The organism is Nonomuraea sp. NPDC049649 (genome assembly GCF_040675175.1).
Classification (GTDB): Bacteria; Actinomycetota; Actinomycetes; order Streptosporangiales; family Streptosporangiaceae; genus Nonomuraea.
Genome location: NZ_JBFAOH010000033.1, coordinates 46,035 through 67,728, shown reverse-complemented (window position 1 = coordinate 67,728; position 21,694 = coordinate 46,035). Strand labels below are relative to the sequence as shown.

General features: G+C 69.6%; 24 protein-coding genes. 6 read left to right on the top strand and 18 right to left on the bottom strand.

Annotation, left to right across the window (positions count from 1 at the left end; translation table 11 throughout):
- Positions 1-107: 107 nt before the first annotated feature.
- On the bottom strand, positions 108-926 hold the full coding sequence (locus tag AB0J42_RS29650; protein ID WP_364300141.1) for a 5'-methylthioadenosine/S-adenosylhomocysteine nucleosidase: 819 nt from the start codon (positions 924-926) through the stop codon (positions 108-110).
- Positions 923-1,657 carry an NUDIX domain-containing protein gene (locus tag AB0J42_RS29645; protein ID WP_364300139.1) on the bottom strand — a complete coding sequence of 245 codons (735 nt, stop codon included), beginning with the start codon at positions 1,655-1,657 and terminating at the stop codon, positions 923-925. The genes AB0J42_RS29650 and AB0J42_RS29645 overlap by 4 nt, the downstream gene beginning before the upstream one ends.
- A 326-nt stretch (positions 1,658-1,983) precedes the next feature.
- On the opposite strand from AB0J42_RS29645, the gene AB0J42_RS29640 reads away from it, so the two are divergent.
- Both AB0J42_RS29640 and AB0J42_RS29635 read left to right on the top strand, forming a co-directional pair.
- The gene (locus AB0J42_RS29640; protein ID WP_364300137.1) at positions 1,984-3,030 is read left to right on the top strand and encodes a hypothetical protein; all 1,047 of its coding nucleotides are present in this window, start codon (positions 1,984-1,986) and stop codon (positions 3,028-3,030) included.
- 168 nt (positions 3,031-3,198) lie between these two features.
- Positions 3,199-3,699 (top strand): hypothetical protein, encoded by a 501-nt coding sequence (locus AB0J42_RS29635; RefSeq protein ID WP_364300135.1) that lies wholly within the window; start codon positions 3,199-3,201, stop codon positions 3,697-3,699.
- Positions 3,700-3,706: 7 nt separating this feature from the next.
- Here the strand turns inward: AB0J42_RS29635 and AB0J42_RS29630 are convergent, their stop codons facing one another.
- Together AB0J42_RS29630 and AB0J42_RS29625 are read right to left on the bottom strand one after the other, a co-directional pair.
- Entirely contained in the window at positions 3,707-4,000 is a 294-nt protein-coding gene (locus tag AB0J42_RS29630) for a hypothetical protein (protein WP_364300133.1), read from the bottom strand.
- Positions 4,001-5,758, bottom strand: a complete 1,758-nt coding sequence (locus AB0J42_RS29625; RefSeq protein WP_364300131.1) for a hypothetical protein — start codon at positions 5,756-5,758, stop codon at positions 4,001-4,003. It lies immediately after the preceding gene.
- Between the two features lie 160 nt (positions 5,759-5,918).
- Here AB0J42_RS29625 and AB0J42_RS29620 point away from each other — a divergent pair, with 160 nt between their 5' ends.
- Both AB0J42_RS29620 and AB0J42_RS29615 read left to right on the top strand, forming a co-directional pair.
- Positions 5,919-6,497: a fructosamine kinase family protein gene (locus AB0J42_RS29620; RefSeq protein WP_364300129.1), complete on the top strand. Its 579-nt coding sequence runs from the start codon at positions 5,919-5,921 to the stop codon at positions 6,495-6,497.
- A gap of 727 nt (positions 6,498-7,224) precedes the next feature.
- Positions 7,225-7,962, top strand: a complete 738-nt coding sequence (locus AB0J42_RS29615) for a VOC family protein (protein ID WP_364300127.1) — start codon at positions 7,225-7,227, stop codon at positions 7,960-7,962.
- On the opposite strand, the gene AB0J42_RS29610 is transcribed toward AB0J42_RS29615, so the two are convergent.
- From AB0J42_RS29610 to AB0J42_RS29580, 7 genes are all read right to left on the bottom strand, one after another.
- Entirely contained in the window at positions 7,963-8,892 is a 930-nt protein-coding gene (locus tag AB0J42_RS29610; protein ID WP_364300125.1) for a ribokinase, read from the bottom strand.
- 66 nt (positions 8,893-8,958) lie between these two features.
- Entirely contained in the window at positions 8,959-9,894 is a 936-nt protein-coding gene (locus AB0J42_RS29605) for a nucleoside hydrolase (RefSeq protein ID WP_364300123.1), read from the bottom strand.
- Position 9,895: 1 nt separating this feature from the next.
- On the bottom strand, positions 9,896-10,645 hold the full coding sequence (locus AB0J42_RS29600; protein ID WP_364300121.1) for a glutamine amidotransferase: 750 nt from the start codon (positions 10,643-10,645) through the stop codon (positions 9,896-9,898).
- 29 nt (positions 10,646-10,674) lie between these two features.
- Positions 10,675-11,733, bottom strand: coding sequence for a phosphotriesterase-related protein (locus tag AB0J42_RS29595; RefSeq protein ID WP_364300119.1), 1,059 nt, complete (start codon positions 11,731-11,733; stop codon positions 10,675-10,677).
- A complete protein-coding gene (locus tag AB0J42_RS29590; RefSeq protein ID WP_364300117.1) occupies positions 11,730-12,731 on the bottom strand; it encodes an ABC transporter permease in 1,002 nt (333 codons plus the stop codon). Before AB0J42_RS29590 ends, AB0J42_RS29595 begins: the two co-directional genes overlap by 4 nt.
- Positions 12,728-13,504, bottom strand: a complete 777-nt coding sequence (locus AB0J42_RS29585; protein ID WP_364300115.1) for an ATP-binding cassette domain-containing protein — start codon at positions 13,502-13,504, stop codon at positions 12,728-12,730. The genes AB0J42_RS29590 and AB0J42_RS29585 overlap by 4 nt, the downstream gene beginning before the upstream one ends.
- A gap of 5 nt (positions 13,505-13,509) precedes the next feature.
- A complete protein-coding gene (locus AB0J42_RS29580) occupies positions 13,510-14,475 on the bottom strand; it encodes a substrate-binding domain-containing protein (protein ID WP_364300113.1) in 966 nt (321 codons plus the stop codon).
- Between the two features lie 189 nt (positions 14,476-14,664).
- Between AB0J42_RS29580 and AB0J42_RS29575 the strand changes: the two genes are divergently transcribed.
- Complete coding sequence (locus AB0J42_RS29575) at positions 14,665-15,681, top strand: LacI family DNA-binding transcriptional regulator (RefSeq protein ID WP_364300111.1); 1,017 nt, start codon at positions 14,665-14,667, stop codon at positions 15,679-15,681.
- Complete coding sequence (locus AB0J42_RS29570; protein ID WP_364300109.1) at positions 15,678-16,769, top strand: M20 family metallopeptidase; 1,092 nt, start codon at positions 15,678-15,680, stop codon at positions 16,767-16,769. The genes AB0J42_RS29575 and AB0J42_RS29570 overlap by 4 nt, the downstream gene beginning before the upstream one ends.
- A gap of 43 nt (positions 16,770-16,812) precedes the next feature.
- On the opposite strand, the gene AB0J42_RS29565 is transcribed toward AB0J42_RS29570, so the two are convergent.
- The 7 genes from AB0J42_RS29565 to AB0J42_RS29535 all read right to left on the bottom strand — a co-directional run bounded on the left by AB0J42_RS29565 (position 16,813) and on the right by AB0J42_RS29535 (position 21,630).
- The gene (locus AB0J42_RS29565) at positions 16,813-16,941 is read right to left on the bottom strand and encodes a hypothetical protein (RefSeq protein WP_364300107.1); all 129 of its coding nucleotides are present in this window, start codon (positions 16,939-16,941) and stop codon (positions 16,813-16,815) included.
- An 81-nt stretch (positions 16,942-17,022) separates the two neighbouring features.
- A complete protein-coding gene (locus AB0J42_RS29560) occupies positions 17,023-17,472 on the bottom strand; it encodes a hypothetical protein (protein WP_364300105.1) in 450 nt (149 codons plus the stop codon).
- 159 nt (positions 17,473-17,631) lie between these two features.
- Positions 17,632-18,129: an RDD family protein gene (locus AB0J42_RS29555; RefSeq protein WP_364300103.1), complete on the bottom strand. Its 498-nt coding sequence runs from the start codon at positions 18,127-18,129 to the stop codon at positions 17,632-17,634.
- A complete protein-coding gene (gene cynS, locus AB0J42_RS29550) occupies positions 18,126-18,569 on the bottom strand; it encodes a cyanase (protein ID WP_364300101.1) in 444 nt (147 codons plus the stop codon). Before cynS ends, AB0J42_RS29555 begins: the two co-directional genes overlap by 4 nt.
- Positions 18,570-18,631: 62 nt before the next feature.
- A complete protein-coding gene (locus AB0J42_RS29545) occupies positions 18,632-19,597 on the bottom strand; it encodes a hypothetical protein (protein ID WP_364300099.1) in 966 nt (321 codons plus the stop codon).
- 44 nt (positions 19,598-19,641) lie between these two features.
- On the bottom strand, positions 19,642-20,679 hold the full coding sequence (locus tag AB0J42_RS29540) for a VWA domain-containing protein (RefSeq protein WP_364300098.1): 1,038 nt from the start codon (positions 20,677-20,679) through the stop codon (positions 19,642-19,644).
- A complete protein-coding gene (locus AB0J42_RS29535) occupies positions 20,680-21,630 on the bottom strand; it encodes a VWA domain-containing protein (RefSeq protein ID WP_364300096.1) in 951 nt (316 codons plus the stop codon).
- Positions 21,631-21,694: the final 64 nt, after the last annotated feature.

The following is a 21,694-nucleotide window of genomic DNA, read 5'->3' as shown; positions in this document are numbered from 1 at the left end:
TGACGGGGTTATTGGAGAAGTCGTGTCACTAGGGCTTTTCGTCGTTTCCACTAGGCCGTAACGCGCCGACCTGCGGTTTCAGGCCCGAACGCGCCCTGGATCATGGATTAGCTGCGGAACGCAGGCACGTGGGCGTTTCCCTTTGCGATGTTCGTGTTCGTCTCGGGCATGGTGGAACTCCTTGTCGTTGGTCCTTCGGTGGACAACTCCTCGGCCAGAGCTGCCGCGAACGTCGCCGCGTGGGCGACAGCGCGCGGCTGCCACTGCTCTCGGTCTGTAGCCTCCTTGGTGCCGTCGGCCCGGTCACTGATTCCTCGGACGACGACGACCGGCAGCGCCCGGTTCAAGTGGCCGGCCTGTGCCACGCCGGCGCCTTCCATCTCGATTGCGCGCGCGTCGTTGTAGTGCTCGCGGATCCAGTGGGCGTGCGCGGAAAGCCGGGAGTTCAGCACCACCTCCCCCGCAGCGATCGGCCCGAAATGCACCTGCGGTCGAGGGTTGAGGTCCCCAGCCCATGTACCGGTGCGGTGCAGGTGCTGGGCGATCTGGTCAGCGGCATGCGAGGTCTCCCAGACGCGGGGACGGCTCTTGAAGCCACCGTCCTCGCTTGTGCCCCCATGAAACGCATAGACGTGCGTAGCCACCACGACATCGCCAAGAGCGATGTGGGCGTGCAGGGCGCCGGCCACGCCGACGAAGAGCAGCGCGGCCGGCCGGAACTCGGCGATGGCGCGTTCCGCCAGCACCGCCGCGGAAAGGTTGCCCTTGCCGACATGGGCCAGGACCAACTGGCATCGCCCGCCCCCAAGCCGCCCCATTTCGAAGAGGGTGCCTTGGGAGTGCCGGTGCAGGCGCAGGTCGGCCAGCCTTTCGCGGACCGCTTGGTATTCCAGGTCCAGTGCGGTCAGGATCACAACGGGGCTCACGGCGCCGGCTCCTTTCCATTCGGCGAGACGATCGGTCGGATCATCGGGGGGTACAGCACCTCGCGAGGGCCAGCCCTGAACAGCCGGGCTGGGCGGCCAGTCGCGGCTTTGCGCGCCGAACCGGCCGGGATGATGAATCCGTCGGTTCTCTGAACCTTGCGGTAGAAATTCCGGGGATCGAGCGGGATCCCCCAGACCGCCTCGTACACGTCCTGGAGATCCGTAATCGTGAACGTCGGCCCGCAGAAGGCCGTAGCGAGTGCGGAGTGTTCGAGCTTGACGCGCGCACGCTCGATGCCGTCCGCGACGATGCGCCGATGATCGAAAGCGAGGTCCAGTTCCCCGGAGAGCACTCGGTCGGTGGGCTGCCAGCCGGCGCCGGCGGCATCTGTCCCGGCGGTCGGCTCGGGCAGGCGGGGGGCGATGGCCAAGAAGGCGACGCTCACCACCCGGCCGCGCGGGTCGCGTCCCGGGTCGTCGTAAATGCCCAACTGCTCCAGCCGTAACGTCTCGACGTCGAGGTCGGCTTCCTCCGCCAGTTCCCTGTGCGCCGCGGCTAGAAGGCTTTCTTGCGCATGCTGCAGAAAGCCGCCTGGTAGCGCCTGAGCCCCCTTGTACGGCTCAATGCCGCGCTCGACGAGCAGCACGTGCAGGCGCGCATCACGCAACGTCAGGATCACCAGGTCAACGGCGAGCAGAATCGCGGGCGGCTCCCATCGGTCGTCGGTCACGGGCCCGACTCTATGTTCTTGTCAATCTGACAAAAAGTAGCGTCGTGGTTAGCTTTAGCCATCCACTGGTGGTGTGCAGCTGCTGCGCTTCCCCTACGTCGAACCATTCGCCCATTTACGTCCCGTATGTCGCACTCCAGGGCTGGTACGCAGATGACAGTACGCCGCTCCTCCGACACTTTCGGGTGCTGGCGAGCGGCAGGCAGGTCTTGGGAATATGCCAGCCAGGCAGCGTAAGCAATGCCCCCAGACTCCGGAGTTCGAAAGCACCCCATAGTGGAGCGGATGGGTCAAATGGCTGGAGGGTTGTCCTGAACAGCGACGGAATGTTCCACATCGACGAATCCAATCGCCTCCTCGCGATGCATCTGACGCCTTACAAGGCAGAAGAGGTGCTCCAGGAACTGCTCGCCACTCACCCGGACCTCCTGGCTGGCGGGCAGATGACGCCCGGAGATCCCCGCCGTTGGCTCCTGATCCGGCGCGAGGCCGGTGTCCCCGACCGTGATGGAGGCGGCGAACGCTGGAGCCTCGATCACCTCTTCGTCGACCAGGACGGCATCCCCACCCTCGTCGAGGTCAAGCGCGCCAGTGACAGCCGCATCCGCCGCGAGGTCGTCGGCCAGATGCTCGACTACGCCGCCAACGGAGTTCTTTACTGGCCCGTACTCAATCTTCAGGCTCTGTACGAGCAGACTCAGCGCGACTCCGGCCGGGATCCACAAGAGGTGGTCGCTCAGTTCTGCGAGGACGACACGATCACCGTGGAGACCTTCTTCGCCAAGGTCGGCGACAACCTGCGAGCAGGCAGGGTTCGGATGGTTTTCGTCGCCGACGCCATCCCCGATGATCTCCGGCGCATCGTCGAGTTCCTCAACGAACAGATGAACCCCGCGGAGGTTCTCGCGGTAGAGGTCAAGCAGTATGTCGCGGAGAATCACGGATGGCGCACCCTCGCCCCGACCGTGTACGGACGCACCGCAGCCGCCGCCGCCAAATCCGCCGTCGCGCGGCCGAGCCTGAGCGAGCTTCGCGACTCGGCAGACGAAGACGTCCGCGCCCTATGGACCCTGCTCGAGCAGTGGGCGGACGAGGAAGGGATCATACTCACCCATACCACCGCAGGCGTCATCGTCCCGAGCCATAACGGCCTGCGAATCGCGCAGCTCTACCCGAGGAACCGGGCTCTGTGCATCAACCTTGACCCGCTTCGCGCTCGGGGGCGCAATGAACTGGCGGACACCTGCCTCGCGACCTTGCGCGCGCTGACGAGCAAGTCACTGACATCGGCCTACCCGTTCTTTCCCGCGCCTGATGCTGTGGCCAAGTGGGACGACATCGCCAAGCTCCTCAACCAGCTCGCTACGGCGTGAGGCGTGGGGAGGCCATAAAGCACGGCCACAGATCCATCAATCTCCGTAGCTCATGGGATGCCTGGTAGGGAGGCGGGGATCTGTCAAGATGAGTTCCCGTTTTTCCGGCGGATACGTAGCAGGCATACGAGGTGTACGGGAGCGTATGGCTTAGGTAGTGTCCAGGGCGTGCGTCTGAATGATCGCCGTCTGACTGTTGTTGCCGCAACGCTCGCTGTTTTCGCTGCTCTGGGTGGTTGCACGGGGAACTCCGACAGGCCGTCATTCGATGAGGCGTCGAAGCAGCTCATTGCGGACGGCGACAAGCTGGTCAACTCTCAAGCATTGGGGTCTACGGGGTCAGCGAGCGCGACTGAAAAGGCCAGTCAGGATAGCGAAGCGGGTTGTTTGAAAGGTGAGGTTCAGCGATTCTTCCGGGCGCAAGGTGATCTCACAGGGCCGCCGTATGTGCACTCACCGGGTAGCGTAGCCGCGCTGATGTCGAGCTGGCTACGGCTGCAGGGCTACGAGAAGATCGTGGATGACCTAGATCTTCGCGACGAGAACCTTGGCATGGCAGTGCTGCGGCACCCGACTACCGGGATCACCTTTGTGGTCACCGTACGCGCTGAACAGAAGCCGAATATTCTGATCGTCGGCAAGACCAGTTGCTACGAACGCAATAGCTGATCTCGGTCTAGCTGGGCATTTGCGCCGCCTCCGCGCGTGCGAGCTGGGCCTGCTTACGGAGGCGCTCAGCGGTGGTGGTGCAGCTCTCTTTGAGCTGGCTGATTTCTCGTTGCATCTGCAGGGCATGAGTAGTGAAACGCCCTGCGGCAGGCCCCTTCCAGAACATGTCGACGCTCTCGGGCCTTGCCAGCGCGCCGGCGAAGACGCCGTTCAGCGCCTCGGCATAGTTCATGAGCTTGCTGGCGAGCAGTTCCTTCTCGGCTGCTTGCCGGAGTAACTGGTTCTGGCTCGGAATCGTCACCTATCCCCCTCGTTGTTTCAGGGCCGAGACGAGCGCGTCATGGAGCCGCCCGCGGAACGCCATCCGTACCTCGTTGCGCTGAGAGTCGGTCAGCGGTTTCTGCCCGTGCTGGGCGAGCGATTCATTCACCCAATCCGCCTGCCGCTGGACGATGCCGTCCGCGACGGACTCCGCCGTTGCCGGTGTCTTCTCGTCGAGGTAGTCCGTGATCAAGCTCTTCAGGACGTCTTTGGCCTCATCCAGTCCGGTGTCTCGGGCGGTGGCCACGGTGGGGTCCTGGATCGGCCAGTACTTGTTCGAGAGCCACGAGACGGGCAGCAGCGCGACCCCCGCGAGCCAGTCGGCGTATTCGTCGTCCGTCCACTCGGCGTGGGTCGAGCCGGCCAGCATCAGATTCGCGACGCCTCCTGCCAGCGCCGCCCGGTGGGTGTACTGGTCCTGGGTGGCTTCGTCTCCGAAGGGCCTGAATCGACCGATGTCGAGGCTCACGGTGTAGTCCTGTGACGCCTTCATCAGGATTGTCGCCGCGTCCTTGTCCTGCATCAGGCCGCCCATGAACCGGGAAGCGTCGTCGGGGGCGAGGGTGTCCCACGGTGAGGTGGGGAAGGTCGCTGCCAGTTCCGGGGAGTCGCGTTTGGACTGTCCGCGGGCGAGCTGGTCGAGGTAGGGCGCCACGTTCTTGGCCAGGGTTTCGCTGATCGGGGAATCCTTGATCGTGCCCCATCTGCCGCCGATCCACGGGCTGTTCTCGGCGCCCATTCCCTGGATGATGTTGAACCAGGCTCGGTCGCGGACGGCGGCCGTTCCCGCCTCGGGGTTCAACGCCTTGTCCAGCACGCCCGCGAGTTTTGCTTCGAGGTCGGTGACGCCGCTCATCCGGGCGCGTTGGGGGTGTAGGAGCCAGCCTGCGGCGTCCTTATTGTCGGCCAGCAGTGTCTGCAGGGCCTGGGGATTCGCGTCGTACGCTTCCACCAGCGCATGCAGATTCCAGTTGGGGCTTGTGGGGAGGTCGGACTCCAGCGAACGGCCCAGTACACGCGCCGCCACCTGGTTGAGGAGTCTGTCCGACGGCTTGGACATCGCGATGAGTGCGGTCAGCACACCCGGCTGAGTGGACTCCAGGAACTTGCCGCGCCACTCCTCCCCCAACCGGCCGGCGCGTTCGGCATTCGCGTACGCCTCGGCCAGTGGTCCCAGGGCTTCCCGGCCCTGCTGGAGCACGCCCGGTGGAAGCCCTCTGTCCATGGCCGGGCCTTTGTCCCTCACCCAGTGCATGAACAGCGCCCGGAAGGTGTCGGGTCCCAGTGCGGTCAGCAGGGCGGCGGCGTACGCGGGATCCTTCAGTTTCTCCTTCGTCGCCGCCGTGGCCTCGGTGACCTTCCGCCAGGTTTCTACCGTGTTCTCGATCTCGTGCTGCTTGAGTGCCTCGGCAATGGGTTTCGCATCGGCTTTTCCCTGACGCGTGGCGTCGGCTTCGCTGTCGAAGAGAAAGACGACGCTCAGCAGGCCGTTCCCGGAACTCGGGACCATCTGTTTGAGCGTGTCCATCCGCCATTTGAGGTCACGCTGCGTTTCGTTGAAGAATGCCCAGGAGCGGTGCATGGCAGCCACTCCCGGAGGGCCGGTCCATGATGCCCCCGCCTCGGCGATCGCCGCTTCCAGCCCGGGGCGTGTGCGGCCCAGGACGTCCTTGCCGCCCTCCATCTCGCGAATGAGCTGTTCCGCCCGGCTGGGGTCGATCCCGACGAACTCCCCCATGTACCCTCCCCGAGGGTGTGGCTACAAGGCAGGAGTCAAGCACACCAGCTAATGTCCGGTAAATGGCTCACACATCCCTATAAGCAACCGGCACTGCGGCCAGAATTGCATCACCCCGTACGAATCGCCCTGATCGGCAAGCGGAGCGACAAACGCACTCGTGACAGACGCCACGTCCTTACTGCTCGATCACCTGCACACAGCTGGCCTGACCAACGTCGTCGCGGTCGAACCCGTCACCGGAGGGCTCCCGCGGCGCGGTGACGGAACGTCGGTGTTCGTGAAGGCGTTCGGTGAGCCTCCGGCCGCTGACGTCTTCACCGCGGAGGCGGAAGGGCTGACCGTGCTGCGCGAGGCGGGCGTCGCCACGCCGGAGGTCATCCTCGCGGATCGCGATCTGCTCGTGCTGGATGTGCTGCGGCCCCGGCCGGGCACCGAGGCCTTCTGGGAGCGGCTGGCTCATACGCTCGCCCACTTGCACACCACCACACGCCACGCGCGGTTCGGGTGGCATCGGGACAACTGGCTGGGCCGTCGCCGGCAGGTCAACACCTGGAATGACGACGGGTACGAGTTCTTCGCCCGGCATCGGCTGCTGCGCTGGCTCGGGGAGCGTCGTGTGCGGGAGGCGCTCGACGTCGCGGACCGGGCGGCGCTGGAGCGGCTGTGCGATCGGCTGCCGGAGTTGCTGCCGGCCAGGCCCGCGTGCCTCACGGCGATCTGTGGGCGCGGAACGTGATGGCCACCCCCTGCTATTCCAGCACCTCACGGCATGCCTGGTTGCGTAGCAGGTTCTCCGGGCGGGACGGCGGGAACAGGGCGTCGCAGCTGCCTGCCACAGGGTCGAGGCGTCTGGGCTTTTCTGCGCGTTCGACGCGAGGTGTCGGCTTCCCGCGTGCTATCGGGGCACGTGCCTCAAGGGGGACAGCCGGAACCGCGCGCCGTATGCGCTTCGCGATTCCCGTACGGGACTTCGCCGTAGACGACGTCTTGGGCGCCGCGGTGGACACCGTCATGGGACGCACAGGCGGCCTAGAGACGGGCGCCGTCATGGGACGCACAGGCGGCATGGAGACGAGCGCCGTCCGAGGCGACGAGCCGACGGAGCTCCATGGGATCACCCAGACGCCGAAGCCGATACCCGCCAGCACCCCCGCCATGATCACCGACCGGCCCCTACGGCGAGAGCCAGGCGGGACCGGAGTGGCGTACCTTCGCCAGCCGAGCGACCCGGATCGGTGCCGGTCCCGCATCGGCAGGCCGTACGGCGGGCGTCCCACCCGGCGCGGTTCTGCGGAGGGGTTCTGATCGCCGCCCAATGCTCCTCCTCTCGCTGTCCGTACGTAACAGGTTCACGCATGGTGACAGCCTCGGAGAGGAACGACGCGGTGGCCGGAGGCCGTGAGGGCTCGGGGCGCCCGGAAAAGGACGCGATTTTGTCGCCCGCCGAACCTAGGATCGGCCGCATGTCGCTGCGACTCGTTCAGGTCAATTTCAAGGCCCGGGATGACGCCGAGCTCGGGCGGTTCTGGGCGGAGGCGCTCGGCTGGCGGATGTCCAGTGAGGGTCCCGGCGTGACCAACCTGGAGCCGCAGGGCATCGACTGGCCGGATCCCGCCGGCTTCTACATCGACCTGGTCACCGTCCCGGACCCCGAGACGGTCGGCTACCGGGTGCATCTCGATCTCGCCACCACTTCCGCGGCCCATCAGGCGGAGCTGGTCGCGCGGCTGAAGGAGCTGGGTGCGACGCCGGCCGACATCGGGCAGCGGGATGTGCCGTGGACGGTGATGGCCGATCCGGAGGGCAACCTGTTCTGCGTGCTGGAGCCCCGGGAGGTCTACCGGGATACCGGGCCGGTCGCGGCGGTGGTGGTCGACTGCGCGGATGTGCGGGCGATGGCCCGGTTCTGGGGCGAGGCGGTGGATGTGACCGTGCACGAGGTGACGGACGACTATGCGCGCCTGCGTGCGTCCGACGGGGCCGGGCCGTTTCTGGAGCTCGTTCGTACGCCCGATATGAAGACGTCTCGTGGCCGGGTCCACGTCGATCTGCTGCCGTACCCCGCCGAGGGCAAGGAGGCGGAGGTGGCCCGGCTGCGGAGCCTGGGCGCGGTCGGGGCGGACGTGGGTCAGGGTGAGGTGTCGTGGACGGTCCTCGCCGACCCGGAGGGCAACGAGTTCTGCGTTCTCGGCAGGGGCTGATCACGGGGGCGTCGAGCTGACCAGTTCGTCCACCGCCTTCCGGTCCGGGATGGACGGGCTGGCGCCGGGCCGGGTGGTGGCCAGGGCTCCGGCGGCCATCGCCCGGCTGATGGCGGTGCCGGTGTCGAGGCCGGCCGCGAGGGCCGCGCCGAGGAAGCCGGTGAACGCGTCGCCCGCGGCGGTGGTGTCCACCGGGACGACGGGGTACGCGGGAAAGCGCCGGGTGCGCTCCGCGGTGACCGACAGGGCGCCGGCCGCGCCGAGCGTGATGAGCGCATGCCGCACGCCACGGTCGAGGAACCAGGCGGCGGCCCGCTTCGCGGACTCGTCGTCGACGACCTCGACGCCGGTGAGCGCGCCGGCCTCGCTCTCGTTGGGGGTCACCACGGTGACATGCGGCCAGATCCGGTCCGGGAGCGGCTGCGCGGGCGCGGGATCGAGCACCACGGTCAGGCCGGCCCGCGCGGCCGCCTCAGCGGCGTGACAGGCGACCTCCGTACGGATCTCCAGCTGGAGGAGAAGCACGCCCGCCTTGTCGCGTACGGCCCGAATGCTCTCGTCCACCATGTCCGCGTTCAGGTCGGAGTTGGCGAGAGGAGCCATGACGATGTCGTTCTCGCCTGACGTGTCGACCCTGATGTGGGCGACGCCCGTGCGGTCGCCGACGGGGCGGATCTCGGTCAGGGCGACCCCGTGCGAGCGCAGCGCCGACAGGGCGATCTCGCCGAACGGGTCCTTCCCGACGCAGCCGACCAGCCAGGTGGGCGCTCCCGCGCGGGCGGCGGCGACCGCCTGGTTGGCGCCCTTCCCGCCGAGGACCAGGGTGACGTCATCGCCGAGAACCGTCTCTCCCCGGTGGGGCAGGCGACGGCTGAACGCCGTGACATCCGTGGTGATGCTGCCTACGACGATGACGCCTTCCGGTTTCACGACCGGTCCTCCTGTCTCACGCTTGTCCGATCGCGGCCCCGGGTGGGCCCGGGGCCGCGAGACGTCTCAAGAGCCGAGTGCCTCGATCGCGCCGACCATGAGATCCCAGAAGCGATCCCGGTCGAGCCCGATCCCGACGTTCGCGTTGGGCGGCCAGCCCATGCGGCCGTGCAGGTCCGCCACGGTCGCGCCCCGGGTGTGCGTGCCGTCCAGCTCGATCCGCAGGCCCACCCGTTCGGAGGTGAGGACCGCGGGATCGATCAGGTACGCCACGGTGATCGGGTCGTGCAGCGGCGGAGCGGGGAACCCCCAGGTCTCGTGGTAGGTGGAGCCGAAGAAGGTGAGCAGTTCCACGCAGACGCCGGCGAGCGGGGTGCCGAGCGCCTCGATCCTGGCGAGCACGTCGGCGGTCACCAGGGCCTGGTGGCTGACGTTCAGCCCGACCCAGGTCGTGGGCACGCCGCTGCCGAGCACCTCCGCCGCCGCCTCCGGATCGGCGTACACGTTGAACTCCGCGTAGGGCGTGTGGTTGCCGCGCTCCGTCGAGCCCCCCATGATCACGATTTCCCTGATCCGCTCGCGGTCGCCCGGATGGCGGCGCAGCAGGGTGGCGAGGTTGGTGAGCGGGCCGACGGCCGCCACGGTCACCGGCTCGTCCGCGGCTGCCAGCGTGTCGTGGATGAGGTCCACGCCGTGGCGGGGGTCGAGCGGGACGGTCGGTTCCCCGAACGCCGGGCCGTCCAGGCCGCTCTCCCCGTGCACGTAGTCGCCGATCTCCAGCGGCGCCGTCAGCGGCCGGTCGCAGCCCGCGGCGACCGGCACCTCCGTGGCGCCGGCCAGGCTGAGCATCCGCCGCGCGTTGAGCGCAGTCTTCTCGACGGTCTGGTTTCCCGCGACCGTCGTGACAGCACGCAGCTCGATCGACGGGTGAGCGACCGCGAGCAGGATGGCCAGGGCGTCGTCGTGGCCCGGGTCGCAGTCCAGGATCAGCGGAACCGGCATGTCAGATTTCCCTGGCGAGCCAGCGGACCGCCCGGGTGAAGAGGGTGCGGTAGCCGTCCCAGCGGACGAACTCGTCCGGGCACCAGTGGGGTGCGATGTCGGAAGCCCAGGCGAGCGTACGGCCGGCCCCGGCCTCCCGTACGGCCAGCAGGGGGTCGCCGGCGATGGTCGCGAGCAGCGTCGCGTCCTCGGGCAGCGCGAAGCGGTTGTAGCCGAGCAGGTGGGGCCACTGGGCGGGCAGCCCGGCCACGATGGGGTGCGTGTCGTCGGCGAGGTCGCCGGGCACGCCCTGCGGGGTCTCGACCCGGTCGTCGTGCCGCGCGATCCGGGCGGGGAGCACCCGTTCGACGGCTGTGCCGGCGTACGCGGCCTTCGCCTCGAAGCCCTGGAAGCTCAGGTAGCCGCCGGCCATGGCGAGGCCGCCCCCCTGCTCCACCCACTCGGCCAGCAGGTCGATCCGGTTGACGGTCTTCTCGCTGGCCAGCCAGGTGGCCGGGTGGAGCAGGATGCTGTTGGCCCCGATGTCGGAGAGCACGATCACGTCGTACGCGGCGAGCGCCTCGGGCGTGCCGGGGAACAGCGCCTGCACGTCGTGCGCGGGCAGGTGATCGACCTCGATGCCGTCGGCGACCAGGACATCCCGCAGCGGGTCGATTCCGGTGTGGTAGGTGGTCGAGGTGAACGAGTCGAAGCCCTTGTAGTGGGTCGACACGTTGACCCACGATTCGCCGGCGACCAGCACGCGAGTCATGGAAATCGTCTCCTTCTCTCTATGGGTCATCAGTGGCCGCGCGCGGCAGCGAGGAAGAGCTCGCGCGGGTTCCCGGCGAGCAGCCGGGTGGTGTCATCGGTGGTGAGCCCGTGGCGGTGCAGGCGTGGGACGAAGTGGGTCAGGATGTGGGCGTAGCCGGTTCCGCCGTACCGGACGAGCATGGTCTTCAGGAACACGTCCTGGGAGAGCAGGACCCGGTGCCCCAGCCCGGCGCGGACCAGCCAGGCCACGGCGGCGGCGTTCTCCTCGTCGCACGGGGACTGGCCCTCGCCGGGATAGAAGTAGTCCATGCCGCACATGTCGTAGCCGAGGTAGGCGCCGCGCAGGGCGAGGGACACCTGGTAGTCGTGGTCGGCGCCGCTGGGGTTGAGGTGCGAGAGCACGGTGCCGGCGAGCCGGCCGCCCTCCTCGGCGACGACGTCGAGCACGCGATGGCCGTGCCGTACCCAGCCGGGGAGGTGGACCGAGAGCGGCACGCCGGTGCGGGCCTGAGCCCGGGCGGCGCCGCGGAGCACTTTCTCCTCCTCGGGGGTGAAGTCCGGCGAGATCCCGATCTCGCCGATCACGCCGGCCCGCACCCCTCCCACGCCCTCGGTCAGGTCACGTTCGATCTCGTCGGCGACGTCCTGCGCGGTCATCGAGCGGACCCGGGCGGGGTGGGTCCGCTCCAGGTAGAAGCCGCTGCCCATGACGACGTTCAGCCCGGTGGCGCGGGCGATCGCGACCAGTTCGGCGGGCGCCCGCCCGATTCCCTCGGGGGTCACCTCCAGTACCGTGCGCCCGCCGCGCTCCGCGAACCTGCGCACCTCCTCGATCGCGGTCTCCGTGTCGTCCAGGGACACGTTGTCGCGGGAGAGGTACGGGTCGTGGCGGAGCCTGCCGAGGAACTCCATCCGTACGGGGTGCCGGGCGATGAGGTCGCCCTCGGCGTCGCCCGCCGCCGGAGGATGCCAGGCGAGGGAGCCGTCGTTGCGCAGGTGCTCGTGGCAGAGGGTGATCCCGAGGTCGTCGGGGGACACCGGGCCGAGCACGGTCGTCACGTCCGGGAGCGGGGCGGGGGAGGTCATTTCCGGATCGCCCCGAACTTCACCCACACCTTGTTGTTGGCGAAGATGGCCAGCAGCAGGATGCCGCCCTGGACGATCTGCACGTAGAACGGCGAGACGTGCAGCAGCACCAGGCCGTTGGCGATCACGCCGAGCGTGAGGGCGCCCAGGATCGTGCCGAGCATGCTCGCCCGGCCGCCGAAGAGGCTGGTGCCGCCGAGCACGACGGCCGTGATGACCTCCAGTTCGAAGCCGGCGCCGGCGTTGGACGAGCCGGAGCTGAGGCGGGTGGCGATCAGCACGCCCGCCACCGCGGCCGCCACGCCGGTGAGCACGTAGACGGCGAGCCCGACTCTCCGGGTGTTCACCCCGGTACGGCGGAGCGACTCGCCGTTGGAGCCGAGGCCGATGACGTAGCGGCCGAACGGCGTCCGGGTGAGGACGAGCCAGCCGGCGAGCGCGACGAGCACCGCGAGGATGGCGGGGACGGGCACCCCGGCGATGCGGCCCTGGCCGATCTGGACGATCCACAGATCCCCGTCGATGGGGGTGGAGTAGCCCTCGGTGGCGCGCAGCGCCGTGCCACGCATGATCGACAGCATCGCCAGGGTGACGATGAACGGCGGGATGTTCTGGTAGGCGGAGAACCAGCCGTTCACGAACCCGACCAGCGCACCGAGCGCGAGGATCGCGATCAGGGCGAGGGTGGGGTCCCACCCCTGCTGCAGCACGATCGCGAGGAGCGACCCGGACAGGGCGACCGTGGAGCCGACGGACAGGTCGATGCCGGCGGTGCTGATCACGAAGGTCATCGCGGTCGCGACGATCATCGTGGGGGCGATCTGCCGCATCAGGTTGAGCAGGTTGCCCATCGTGGCGAACCGGTCGGCGGAGAACGCGAAGAAGATCAGCAGGGCCACGAGCACGACCGCGATCGCGATCGTCTGCGCGTGCCGGCCGATGTGGGCGCTGGCACGGGCGGACCTGGTGGTCACGATCCGCTGGCTGGTGGCGGTCACGGCCGACTCCCCTCCTCCTCTGTGTCGTGCGCGACGATCTCGGACACGAGCCGCTCCAGGCTGGTGCTCCGGGCGTCCAGGTCGGATCTGAGCGTGCCTTCGTACATGACGCACAGCCGGTCGCAGACCCGGAAGAGGTCCTGCAGGCGGTGCGTGATGAGGATCACCGAGACGCCCTGCGCCGAGACCGTCTTGATCAGTTCGAGGACGGTCTCGACCTCGGCGACGGCGAGCGCCGCCGTGGGCTCGTCGAGAATGAGCAGCTTGGGCTCGAAGGTGACCGCCCGGGCGATGGCGATGGCCTGGCGCTGGCCGCCGGACAGCCCTCCGACGGGGATGTCGGTCAGCGGGATGCGGATGTTCAGGGCGTCCAGGTGGCGGCGCGCGTCCGCGTGCATCCTCCGTACGTCGAGCAGCATCCCGCCGGCCTTGCGCGGCTCCCGGCCGAGGAACAGGTTCCCCGCCACGTCGATGTCGTCGCAGAGAGCGAGGTCCTGATAGACCATCTCGATGCCGAGTTCGCGGGCGTCCTTCGGGCTGGCGAAGGAGACCGGCCGGCCGTCGAAGACGATCTCGCCGGAGTCCGGCACGACGGCGCCGGCCAGCACCTTCATGAGGGTGGACTTGCCGGCGGCGTTGTCGCCGACGAGCCCCACCACCTCGCCCGGGCCGACGCGCAGCGTCACACCGCGCAGCGCGTCGACCATCCCGTAGCGCTTGCGGATGTCGCGCATGACCACCCGGTCCACGCGACCCGCCTCTTTGCCGGTCATGCCGCTCACTCGAAGGTGGCGCGGTACGGGTCGACGTTGTCCTTGGTCACGATGGTCACGGGCACGTCGATCCTCTTCTTCGGCTCGGCGCCGCCGACCAGGGCCTTGGCCTCCTTGACGGCCTCGTAACCCTCGGTCTTCGGGTCCTGCTGCACCACGCCGACCACGAAGCCGGCGTCGATGCCGCTGATGGCCTCCTTGGTCAGGTCCCAGCCGAAGACCTTGACCCGGTCGGCCGCGTTCTGCGACTTCACCGCGGCGACCGTGCCGAGCAGGGCGGGTTCGCCCGTCGCGTACACGATGTTCATGTCGGAGCGGGAGGTGAGCAGGTTCTCCGCGGCCGCCATGGCGGTCTCCTGCTTGTTCTGCCCGTCCACGGTCTGCACGATCTCGGCGCCGGCGCCCTCGACGGTCTTGGCGAACTCGTCCTTGCGGATGTTCTGGATGAAGGAGTTCAGCGCGCCCACCACGCCGAGCTTCGGCGCGGTCAGGTTCTGCGACTGGGCCCACTCGTTGACGAACTCGCCCGCCTGCTTGGCTGCGTCGGCGTTGTCCACGCCCACCTGGGTGTCCACCGCGGGCGAGTCGACGATGGCGTCCACGGCCACGACCTTCAGCCCGGCGTCCTTGGCGATCTTCACCGCGGGCTTGATGCCCTCGACGTCGATGGCGACCACGATGACCGCGTCGAACTGCTGCTGGACGAAGTTGTCGATGGCCTCGTTCTGCTTGGCCGGGTCGTCGTTGGCGTTGAAGATCGTGAGGTCGACGTTCTCCTCCTCCGCCGCCTGCTGGGCACCGGCGTTCATCTCGTTGAAGAAGATCGCCTGCTGGTTGATCTGGACCAGTGCGACCCGCGGGCGGTCTCCATCGGAGCCGCCGGAGTCGCCGGAGCCACCGCAGGCCGTGGCCAGCAGGGCGGTGGCCAGGATCGTCGTCGCCAGGCGGGTGAATCGCGGGGATCGAGCCATGGGAGGTGAGCCTTTCGGAGCGGGAAAGACTGGGTAATCGATTACCCGGGTTCCGGGCATGCTAAGGGCCGGGAAATGGAGCGTCAAGATGCGGCTTCCACCAAGAGCCTCTATCCTGCGGTAAGATCGCGGCACTCCAGCGGCGGCTAGGTCGATCGTCGGTAAAGATTCGGGGAAATCGATTACACGATGAGCGTGACGATTCACGACGTGGCCCGGGCGGCCGGCGTCTCCGTGGCCTCGGCCTCCCGCGCCCTCTCGGGGCGGCGCAGGGTCACGCCTGAGATCGCCGAACGGGTGGCGCGGGCCGCCGCCGAACTCGGCTACCAGCCGAACGCGGTCGCCAAGGCGCTGCGCGACCAGACCACCGGCACCATCGGCATGGTCGTGCCGGGCATCGGCAATCCGTTCTTCACCACGATCGTCGAGGCCGTCGAGCGCGAGCTGCAGAACTTCGGCACGGACCTGCTGCTGTGCTCCTCCCAGTCCAGTCCGGAGGTCGAGGCGCGGAGGCTGGAGACCCTGCTGGCCCGGCGTGTGGACGGGCTGATCATCAGCCCGTGCGGCATCGAGGCCAGCGTTCCGGCGGTACTGGACGCGGCCCGCCGGGTTCCCCTGGTGCAGCTCGACCGCCACATCGAGGGCGGCGGGGCCGACTGGGTGGGCGTGGACGACGAGGCCGGGATGTCCCAGGCGGTCGACCACGTGGCCGCGGGCGGCGCGCACTCGGTGGTCTTCGTAGGCAGCCGGCTGCTGAACTCCTCCGCCCGGCTGCGGCTGGACGGGTTCGAACGCGCGGCGGCCCGGGCCGGGATGGAGACCCGCACGCCGCTGCTGGGCGACTTCACCCTCGAATGGGGCATCGAGGCCGGGCGCAGGCTGCTCGACGACGGCCCCCTGCCGGACGCGGTGGTCTGCGGGAACGACGAGATCGCCGTGGGCCTGCTGCGTTCGCTGCGGACCGGCGGGACGCGAATCCCCGAAGACGTGTCGGTGGTCGGCTTCGACGACGTGGGACACGCGACCATGTGCGACCCGCCGCTCACCACCGTGCGCCAGCCGGTCGAGGAGATGGCGGCGGAGGCGGTGCGCCTGCTCGGCCAGATCAAAGCCGGCGACCCCCGGCCCGCGCAGCGCATCGCGATCGCCCCCAGCATCGTCGTACGACAGACCAGCCGACCGGCAGCGGGAAGGGAGACCACGTGAACGAGGCGGTCGAGCTGGCACGCCAGCTGATCAGGATCGACTCGGTGGGCGGGAACGAGGCCGCGGTCGCCGAACCGCTCGCGAGGCGGCTGTCGGACGCCGGCTTCGCGGTGCGGCGCCACGAGCACGCTCCCGGCCGTACCGGACTGATCGCCCGCTGGGGGACGGGCGAGCCGGTGACGCTGACCGGGCACCTCGACACGGTCCCGCTGGGCGGCCGCGCGTGGCGCTTCGCGCCGCACAGCGCGGAGATCGACGGCGACCGCCTGTACGGGCGCGGTTCGAGCGACATGAAGGCCGGCGTCGCCGCCCTGACCGTCGCCGCCGAGCGGCACGTACGCCGTACCGGGCCGAAGGCCGCCCTCGAAGTGGTCTTCACCGTCGGCGAGGAAACCGGATGCGAGGGGGCGGCCGAGATGGTGGCCGCGGAGCTGGTGAGCAGATCGCGCGCACTGCTGGTGGCCGAGCCGACCGCCAACCGCGCGCTGCTCGGACACAAGGGCGCGCTCTGGCTGGAGATCACCACGCGAGGGAGAACCGCGCACGGCTCGATGCCGCACCTGGGCGACAACGCGGTCTACAAGCTCGCCCGCGCGATCAGCGCCGTCGAGGCGTTCGATCCCGGGGTGCCCGAACATCCCTGGCTCGGGCCGTCCACCGTGAACGTGGGGACGGTACACGGCGGGATCAACGTCAACTCCGTGCCCGACCTGGCCACCGCGACAGTCGACCTGCGTACCGTCGCCGGCCAGGACCACGTGCGGCTCCGCGAGCGGCTGCAGGCCGCACTCGGCGCCGAGCCGGCCGTCGACGTGCTCGTGGACCTGCCCGCGATCTGGACGGAGCCGGACGACCCCTTCGTCCGGGCCCTCGTCGAGGCAGGGGCGGGCGAGCCCGGCGACCGCCCGGCGGCCAGCTACTTCACCGACGCCTCGATCCTCGCCACCGCCTGCGGCGGGGTGCCGACGGTCATCTGCGGCCCAGGTGAGCCGGAGCAGGCGCACGTCACCGACGAGTACTGCCTGATCCACCGCATCGAAGAGGCCGTCGAGATCTACACCGCCGCCCTGGCCGGACTTGTCCCCTGACGCCTACGTCTGACAACGGGCTTGCGTCATCGGCAGAGGTCAGTCACAGCGACAGCCGTTCCTCTGCCATCTTGATGAAGGCCGTGAGGCTCATCCCGTTGAGGCGCAGGCGCGAGTCCCCCCGCTCCACGTGAAGCGGCTGATCGGCGAACTGGTACTGAAGCAGCTCCACCCGGTGCCAGGCAAGCTGTCTGAGGGACCGTGCGAACGCGTCCGAATTGCGGCATTTATCTGAGCGAATATCTTTCACTTTTCAGCGGGCGCCGAAGACCTGGTACAGGGTGCCGGCGACTACTGCCCAGGCGAGTGTCGCGAGGCCCAGCACCGCGGGGGCGGGCAATTCAACGGCCAGGGTCCAGACCGTGATGGCGGAGGCGATCATGCCTGTCGCGCGGAGGGCGGCGCCGCGGGCGTCCTGGACGACCGGGTCGCGGCGGTGCTCCTCCTCCTCGATGAGGGTCAGGGTGGCGCCGAGGATGGCGGGGAAGGCCAGGAAGACGCCGCCAGGGAACCCGGGAAAGCGCCCAGGCGGGGGACGAGCGGCACGACCGCCAGGCAGTACGCCACCAGCGCCACCGATCCGGCGATCATGCCGAGCGCGGACTCCGCGAGCGGGCTGGTGGAACACCGTCACCGTCATCCCGGCGATCGCCACGGCCGGTGCGGCCGCGAAGACGCCCGCGAAGCGCTTGGGTGTCAGCATCTCGCCGACCACGGCGAAGAGGCAGCGCCCGCACCGCGATCCATCACATCTGGTTCATCGCGGGACCCGCCGCGCACCCCCGGTCTCATCCCCCATGAACCTTCCATACCACCGAGGGCCGTTCACATGCGTACGAGCCGGGCGGCGGGCCCGATCAGCCTATGCGCGTACGACCCGGGTGCCGGTCACGAGGTCGTGCAGGGCGGCCCGGTCGCGGCGGACCAGCAGCAGGGCGATCGAGAGCCCGGCCAGCGCGTACGTGGCGACCAGCAGGACCGTCCCGTCGTCCCCGGCCGCCAGCCGGGAGCCCGCCAGGTGGGCGAGCTGCCACGGCAGCAGCTTCACGACGTTGCGTGCCACGATCCGGGGCAGGCCGGGCCGCTGCCCGCCGGTGGTGGCCACGGTCAGTCCTGAGCGTCGTTTGCCCCAGGTGGCCCGGTGGCGGCCCGCCTCGCCGATCGTCAGGTACGCGCCGGCGGGCAGCACGGTCAGCAGGGCGATCAGCAGGTCGCCGCCGGCCGTGCTGAGCCCGTCGAAGGGCCGTACGCCCGACAGGTACAGCGGGACGAACACGGCGGCCAGCAGGGCCAGCCAGCCGAGGATCACCAGGTAGTCCCGGCCGAGCGCCGCCAGCCGGGGCCGTAAGTCGGTCTTCACCACTGGTAGGGCAGGTACTTGCCGTCCATGGTGATGACGACGCGGTCACCGTCCGGGTCCGGGACCCGCTTCACGTCGAGGCGGAAGTTGATGGCGCTCATGATGCCGTCGCCGCACTGCTCGTGGATCAGTTCCTTGATGGTCGGCCCGTAGACCTGGATGACCTCGTACAGCCGGTAGATCGTCGGGTCGACCGGGACGGCGGAGTCGAGCGCGCCGCGGGTGGGCTGGGCCTGGAGGGCGAGGGCGACGTCCTCGCCGAGTTCCAGGAGGGCGACGGCGGCGTTCGCCTCGTCCTTGGTCATGGGGTGCTGGCCGAGCAGCGCGGCCGTCGTCCAGGCCAGTGGCCTGCCCACCGCCTCGGCGAGCTGGGCCCACGTCACCCCCGTGGCGATCTTGGCGTTCTTGACGGCCTCGGCGGCTTCCTTCTTGCTGAGCACAGCGCCTCCCTCATGTGGACAGCATCTCCTCCATGAGATCACATCGGGGTAGGAGGGCGGGTTCACGCCGATGGGGCGGTCAGGGCCTGGAGTTCGTTGCGTTGCAGCAGCAGGGTGGCGAAGAGCGCGTTGGCGGTGTCGCTGAGCGTCAGGACGGCCCGGTGCACGGCGTGGTCGTCCAGGTCGGTCCGGTCGTGCTCGATCTGCGGGGCGTGCTCTCCGTAGGTGCCGCCGCCGGTCATCTGCGACTCGGGGGTGAGGCGGGTGGTCAGTGCCTGTTCGACGCCGTCGGCGGCGGACGCTTCCGACACGACGCAGACGACGTTGACGGGCTGGTCGTCCAGGCCGGCCGGGCGGCGCAGGCCGACACCGTACAGCGTGACCGCGCCGGGAGAGGACGGCGGGACGATGGTGGCGGCGGCGACGTCGCCGAGGCAGTCCGCCACGGCGGCGTGCGCGGGGTTGTCGGCCAGCGTGCGCTCCCCGCCCAGGACGGCTTCGAGCTGGTCGGGGGTGGAGGCGGTGGCCGCCGTGGAGCCGGTGACCACGACCTGGTTGAGCTGGTTGGTCAGGCCGCGGACGATCGGGCGGGACAGGTCGACTTCGGGTCCGGGGGCGAAGGAGAGCCCTTCGTGGCCGCCCATGGTGCGTGGCTCGGCGCCGAGGGCGGTCAGTTTCGTCCGTACGGTCTCCGCGTCGACGTCGCCGTCGTACCGGAACGCCTGCTGCGGAGGCTTGCCGATCGAGATCGCGCGGGTGGCGGTCTCGGGGGTCATGCCGGTGGCCTCGGGCAGGGCCTTGTAGGCGGCGCCGAGGGTGCCGAGGCCGGAGACCGCCGCGAGCGACCAGCGGCCGCCGTCGCCGCCGAGGTCACGCCACCAGCCCGGTTCGCCGTACTCGAAGTATTCGGCGGCGGGCCCTTCTCCTGAGACGGCGGCCAGCGCGTCTCGCAGCCCGCCCTCGCCCGCCTGCTGCCCGCACCCGGTCAGGACGAGCACGGCGGCCAGCATCACACTCGTTTTCCGCATGAACCGGAGCGTAGAGAACGACCTGCGCATCCGCGAACGGGACGTCACCGAGGGCGGTTCCACCAGAGGGAGAGCGACAGGGCGGCGGCGATGAGGACGGCGCCGCCGGCGGCGAACCAGGCCGCCGTGTCCACCCGCTCGCGGATCACGGTGAAGGTGCCGGGCAGGGTGCCGAGGGCGTCCTGGAGCTCGGCGGCGTTCTCGGCCCGGTGGTAGGTGCCGCCGGTGGTCTCGGCCATCCGCTTGAGCGCGGGCTCGTCGAGCCTGCGGACGTTGCGACCGCCCATGTCGAACCCGCCGCGGCCGTACCAGCTGCCGAAGCCGCGGCCGTCGAACTGGGAGTTCTCGCAGACCATCGGGACCGGCTCGGTGGTGCCGAAACCGATCGGGAAGACGCGGACCCGGCGCAGGGCCGCCTCCCTGGATGCGACCCGCGGGTCCACGCCCTGGGTGTTGGCGCCGTCGGTGAGCACGACGATCGCGGCGCCCGCGTACCCTTCGCGGGGGTTTCCTGGGTTCGCGCCGGTGGGGGCCACCGACGGGTCGACCTCGGCGATCGCGTCGATCGAGGTGAGCACCGCCTGGCCGATCGCGGTGCCGCGGCCCACGTTGAGGTCGTCCAGCGCCGCCACGAGCGACTCGGTGTCGTCGGTGGGCGGCACGAGCAGGCCGGCGCTGCCCGCGAAGGTGACCAGGCCGACCCGTGGCCCGCCGCGCTGCGACTCGATGAACTCGGCGGCGGCCTTCTTCGCAGCGGTCAGCCGGTTCGGGTCCACGTCGGTCGAGCACATCGAGCCCGAGATGTCGAGCGCGAGCAGGATCGTCGCCGACGTCCGCGGCACCGGCACCGACGCCTGCGGCCGGGCCGCGCCCACGGTCAGCAGGGCGAGCCCGGCGACGAACAGGGCCGGCGGGATCTTCCTGATCCAGCGGGTCCGGCCGGGCAGAGCCGTCCGTACGAGCGCGATCGAGGTGACGCGGACGGCGGCGCGCCGGCGGCGGCGCAGCGCCCACCAGCGGATGGCGAAGATCAGCGGGATGACCAGGATGGCCAGCAGGGCCCACGGCCACGAGAACGTCATTCAGATCACCCGTCCAGACCGGAGCACGGTGAGCGCCGCTCCCCCGGTGAGCAGCGCGAGGGCGAGCCCGATCAGACCGCCCGCGAGGGGCAGCGGTTCGTCGGACACGGTCAGTCGCAGGTCGATCGAGTCGGCGATGCCGTCGAGCCGGGCGGCGTCGGAGGCGGGGTGGTAGGCGCCGCCCGTGGTCCGCGCGATCAGGGTGAGGGTCTCCTCGTCGAGCGCGGTCCGCAGGTGGAAGCCGTCCACGTTGACCGTCGCACCGGCCGGGGTGCCGACGCCGACGGTGTGGATCCGGACGCCCGCCTTCTGTGCGGCGGTGGCGGCCTGTTCGACGTCGCCGCCCTGGTTCTGGCCGTCGGAGAAGATCACGATCGTGGCCGAGGGCCAGTAGCCGAGGTCGGGGATTGTGCCGTCGCGGTCGACCACCACCTGCTCGCCGGTGATCGCCGACAGCGAGGCCGTGATGGCGGTCGCCAGCGACGTACCGCCGGTCACCTTCAGACGGTCGACCGCCTTGAGCGCGAGCGAGTGATCGGCGTCCGGCCTGGCCGTGGTGAGCGCGCCCCGCTCGAACGCGACCACGCCGATGTCGACGCTGTCCGGCTGCGCCTCCACGAACGCCCGCGCCGCCCGCTGCGCCCCCGCCAGCCGCGTCGGTGCCACATCGTCGGCCCCCATGCTGTTGGACACGTCCACGGCGAGAATGACCGTCCCCGCCGTACGCGGCACCGGCACCATCGCCGCCGGCCCCGCCCCCGCCACGGCGAGCACCCCGAGCCCCGCGATCGTCAACCCCACCCCGAGGTACGTGCGACGCCCGCCCGGCACAGCCACCCCGGCCGCGGCGAGGACCCCCGCCCGCCGCCGCGCCGACACGACAACCCCCCACCCCAGCGCGACCGTGACCATCAGCCCGACCACCAACACCAACGGAGAACTCAGACTCATGAACCCCCCTCCCACCGCTCCGAACCGACAAGCCCGGCAGATCTCGCCACCTCCGCAGGTCCGG

Coding starts and splice junctions, on each gene's coding strand:
- AB0J42_RS29640 (WP_364300137.1), top strand. CDS start 1,984: ATGTTCCACATCGACGAATCCAATCGCCTCCTCGCGATGCATCTGACG.
- AB0J42_RS29625 (WP_364300131.1), bottom strand. CDS start 5,758: ATGGGGGAGTTCGTCGGGATCGACCCCAGCCGGGCGGAACAGCTCATT.
- AB0J42_RS29615 (WP_364300127.1), top strand. CDS start 7,225: ATGTCGCTGCGACTCGTTCAGGTCAATTTCAAGGCCCGGGATGACGCC.
- AB0J42_RS29605 (WP_364300123.1), bottom strand. CDS start 9,894: ATGCCGGTTCCGCTGATCCTGGACTGCGACCCGGGCCACGACGACGCC.
- AB0J42_RS29600 (WP_364300121.1), bottom strand. CDS start 10,645: ATGACTCGCGTGCTGGTCGCCGGCGAATCGTGGGTCAACGTGTCGACC.
- AB0J42_RS29595 (WP_364300119.1), bottom strand. CDS start 11,733: ATGACCTCCCCCGCCCCGCTCCCGGACGTGACGACCGTGCTCGGCCCG.
- AB0J42_RS29585 (WP_364300115.1), bottom strand. CDS start 13,504: ATGACCGGCAAAGAGGCGGGTCGCGTGGACCGGGTGGTCATGCGCGAC.
- AB0J42_RS29580 (WP_364300113.1), bottom strand. CDS start 14,475: ATGGCTCGATCCCCGCGATTCACCCGCCTGGCGACGACGATCCTGGCC.
- AB0J42_RS29575 (WP_364300111.1), top strand. CDS start 14,665: ATGAGCGTGACGATTCACGACGTGGCCCGGGCGGCCGGCGTCTCCGTG.
- AB0J42_RS29560 (WP_364300105.1), bottom strand. CDS start 17,472: ATGCTGACACCCAAGCGCTTCGCGGGCGTCTTCGCGGCCGCACCGGCC.
- AB0J42_RS29545 (WP_364300099.1), bottom strand. CDS start 19,597: ATGCGGAAAACGAGTGTGATGCTGGCCGCCGTGCTCGTCCTGACCGGG.
- AB0J42_RS29540 (WP_364300098.1), bottom strand. CDS start 20,679: ATGACGTTCTCGTGGCCGTGGGCCCTGCTGGCCATCCTGGTCATCCCG.
- AB0J42_RS29535 (WP_364300096.1), bottom strand. CDS start 21,630: ATGAGTCTGAGTTCTCCGTTGGTGTTGGTGGTCGGGCTGATGGTCACG.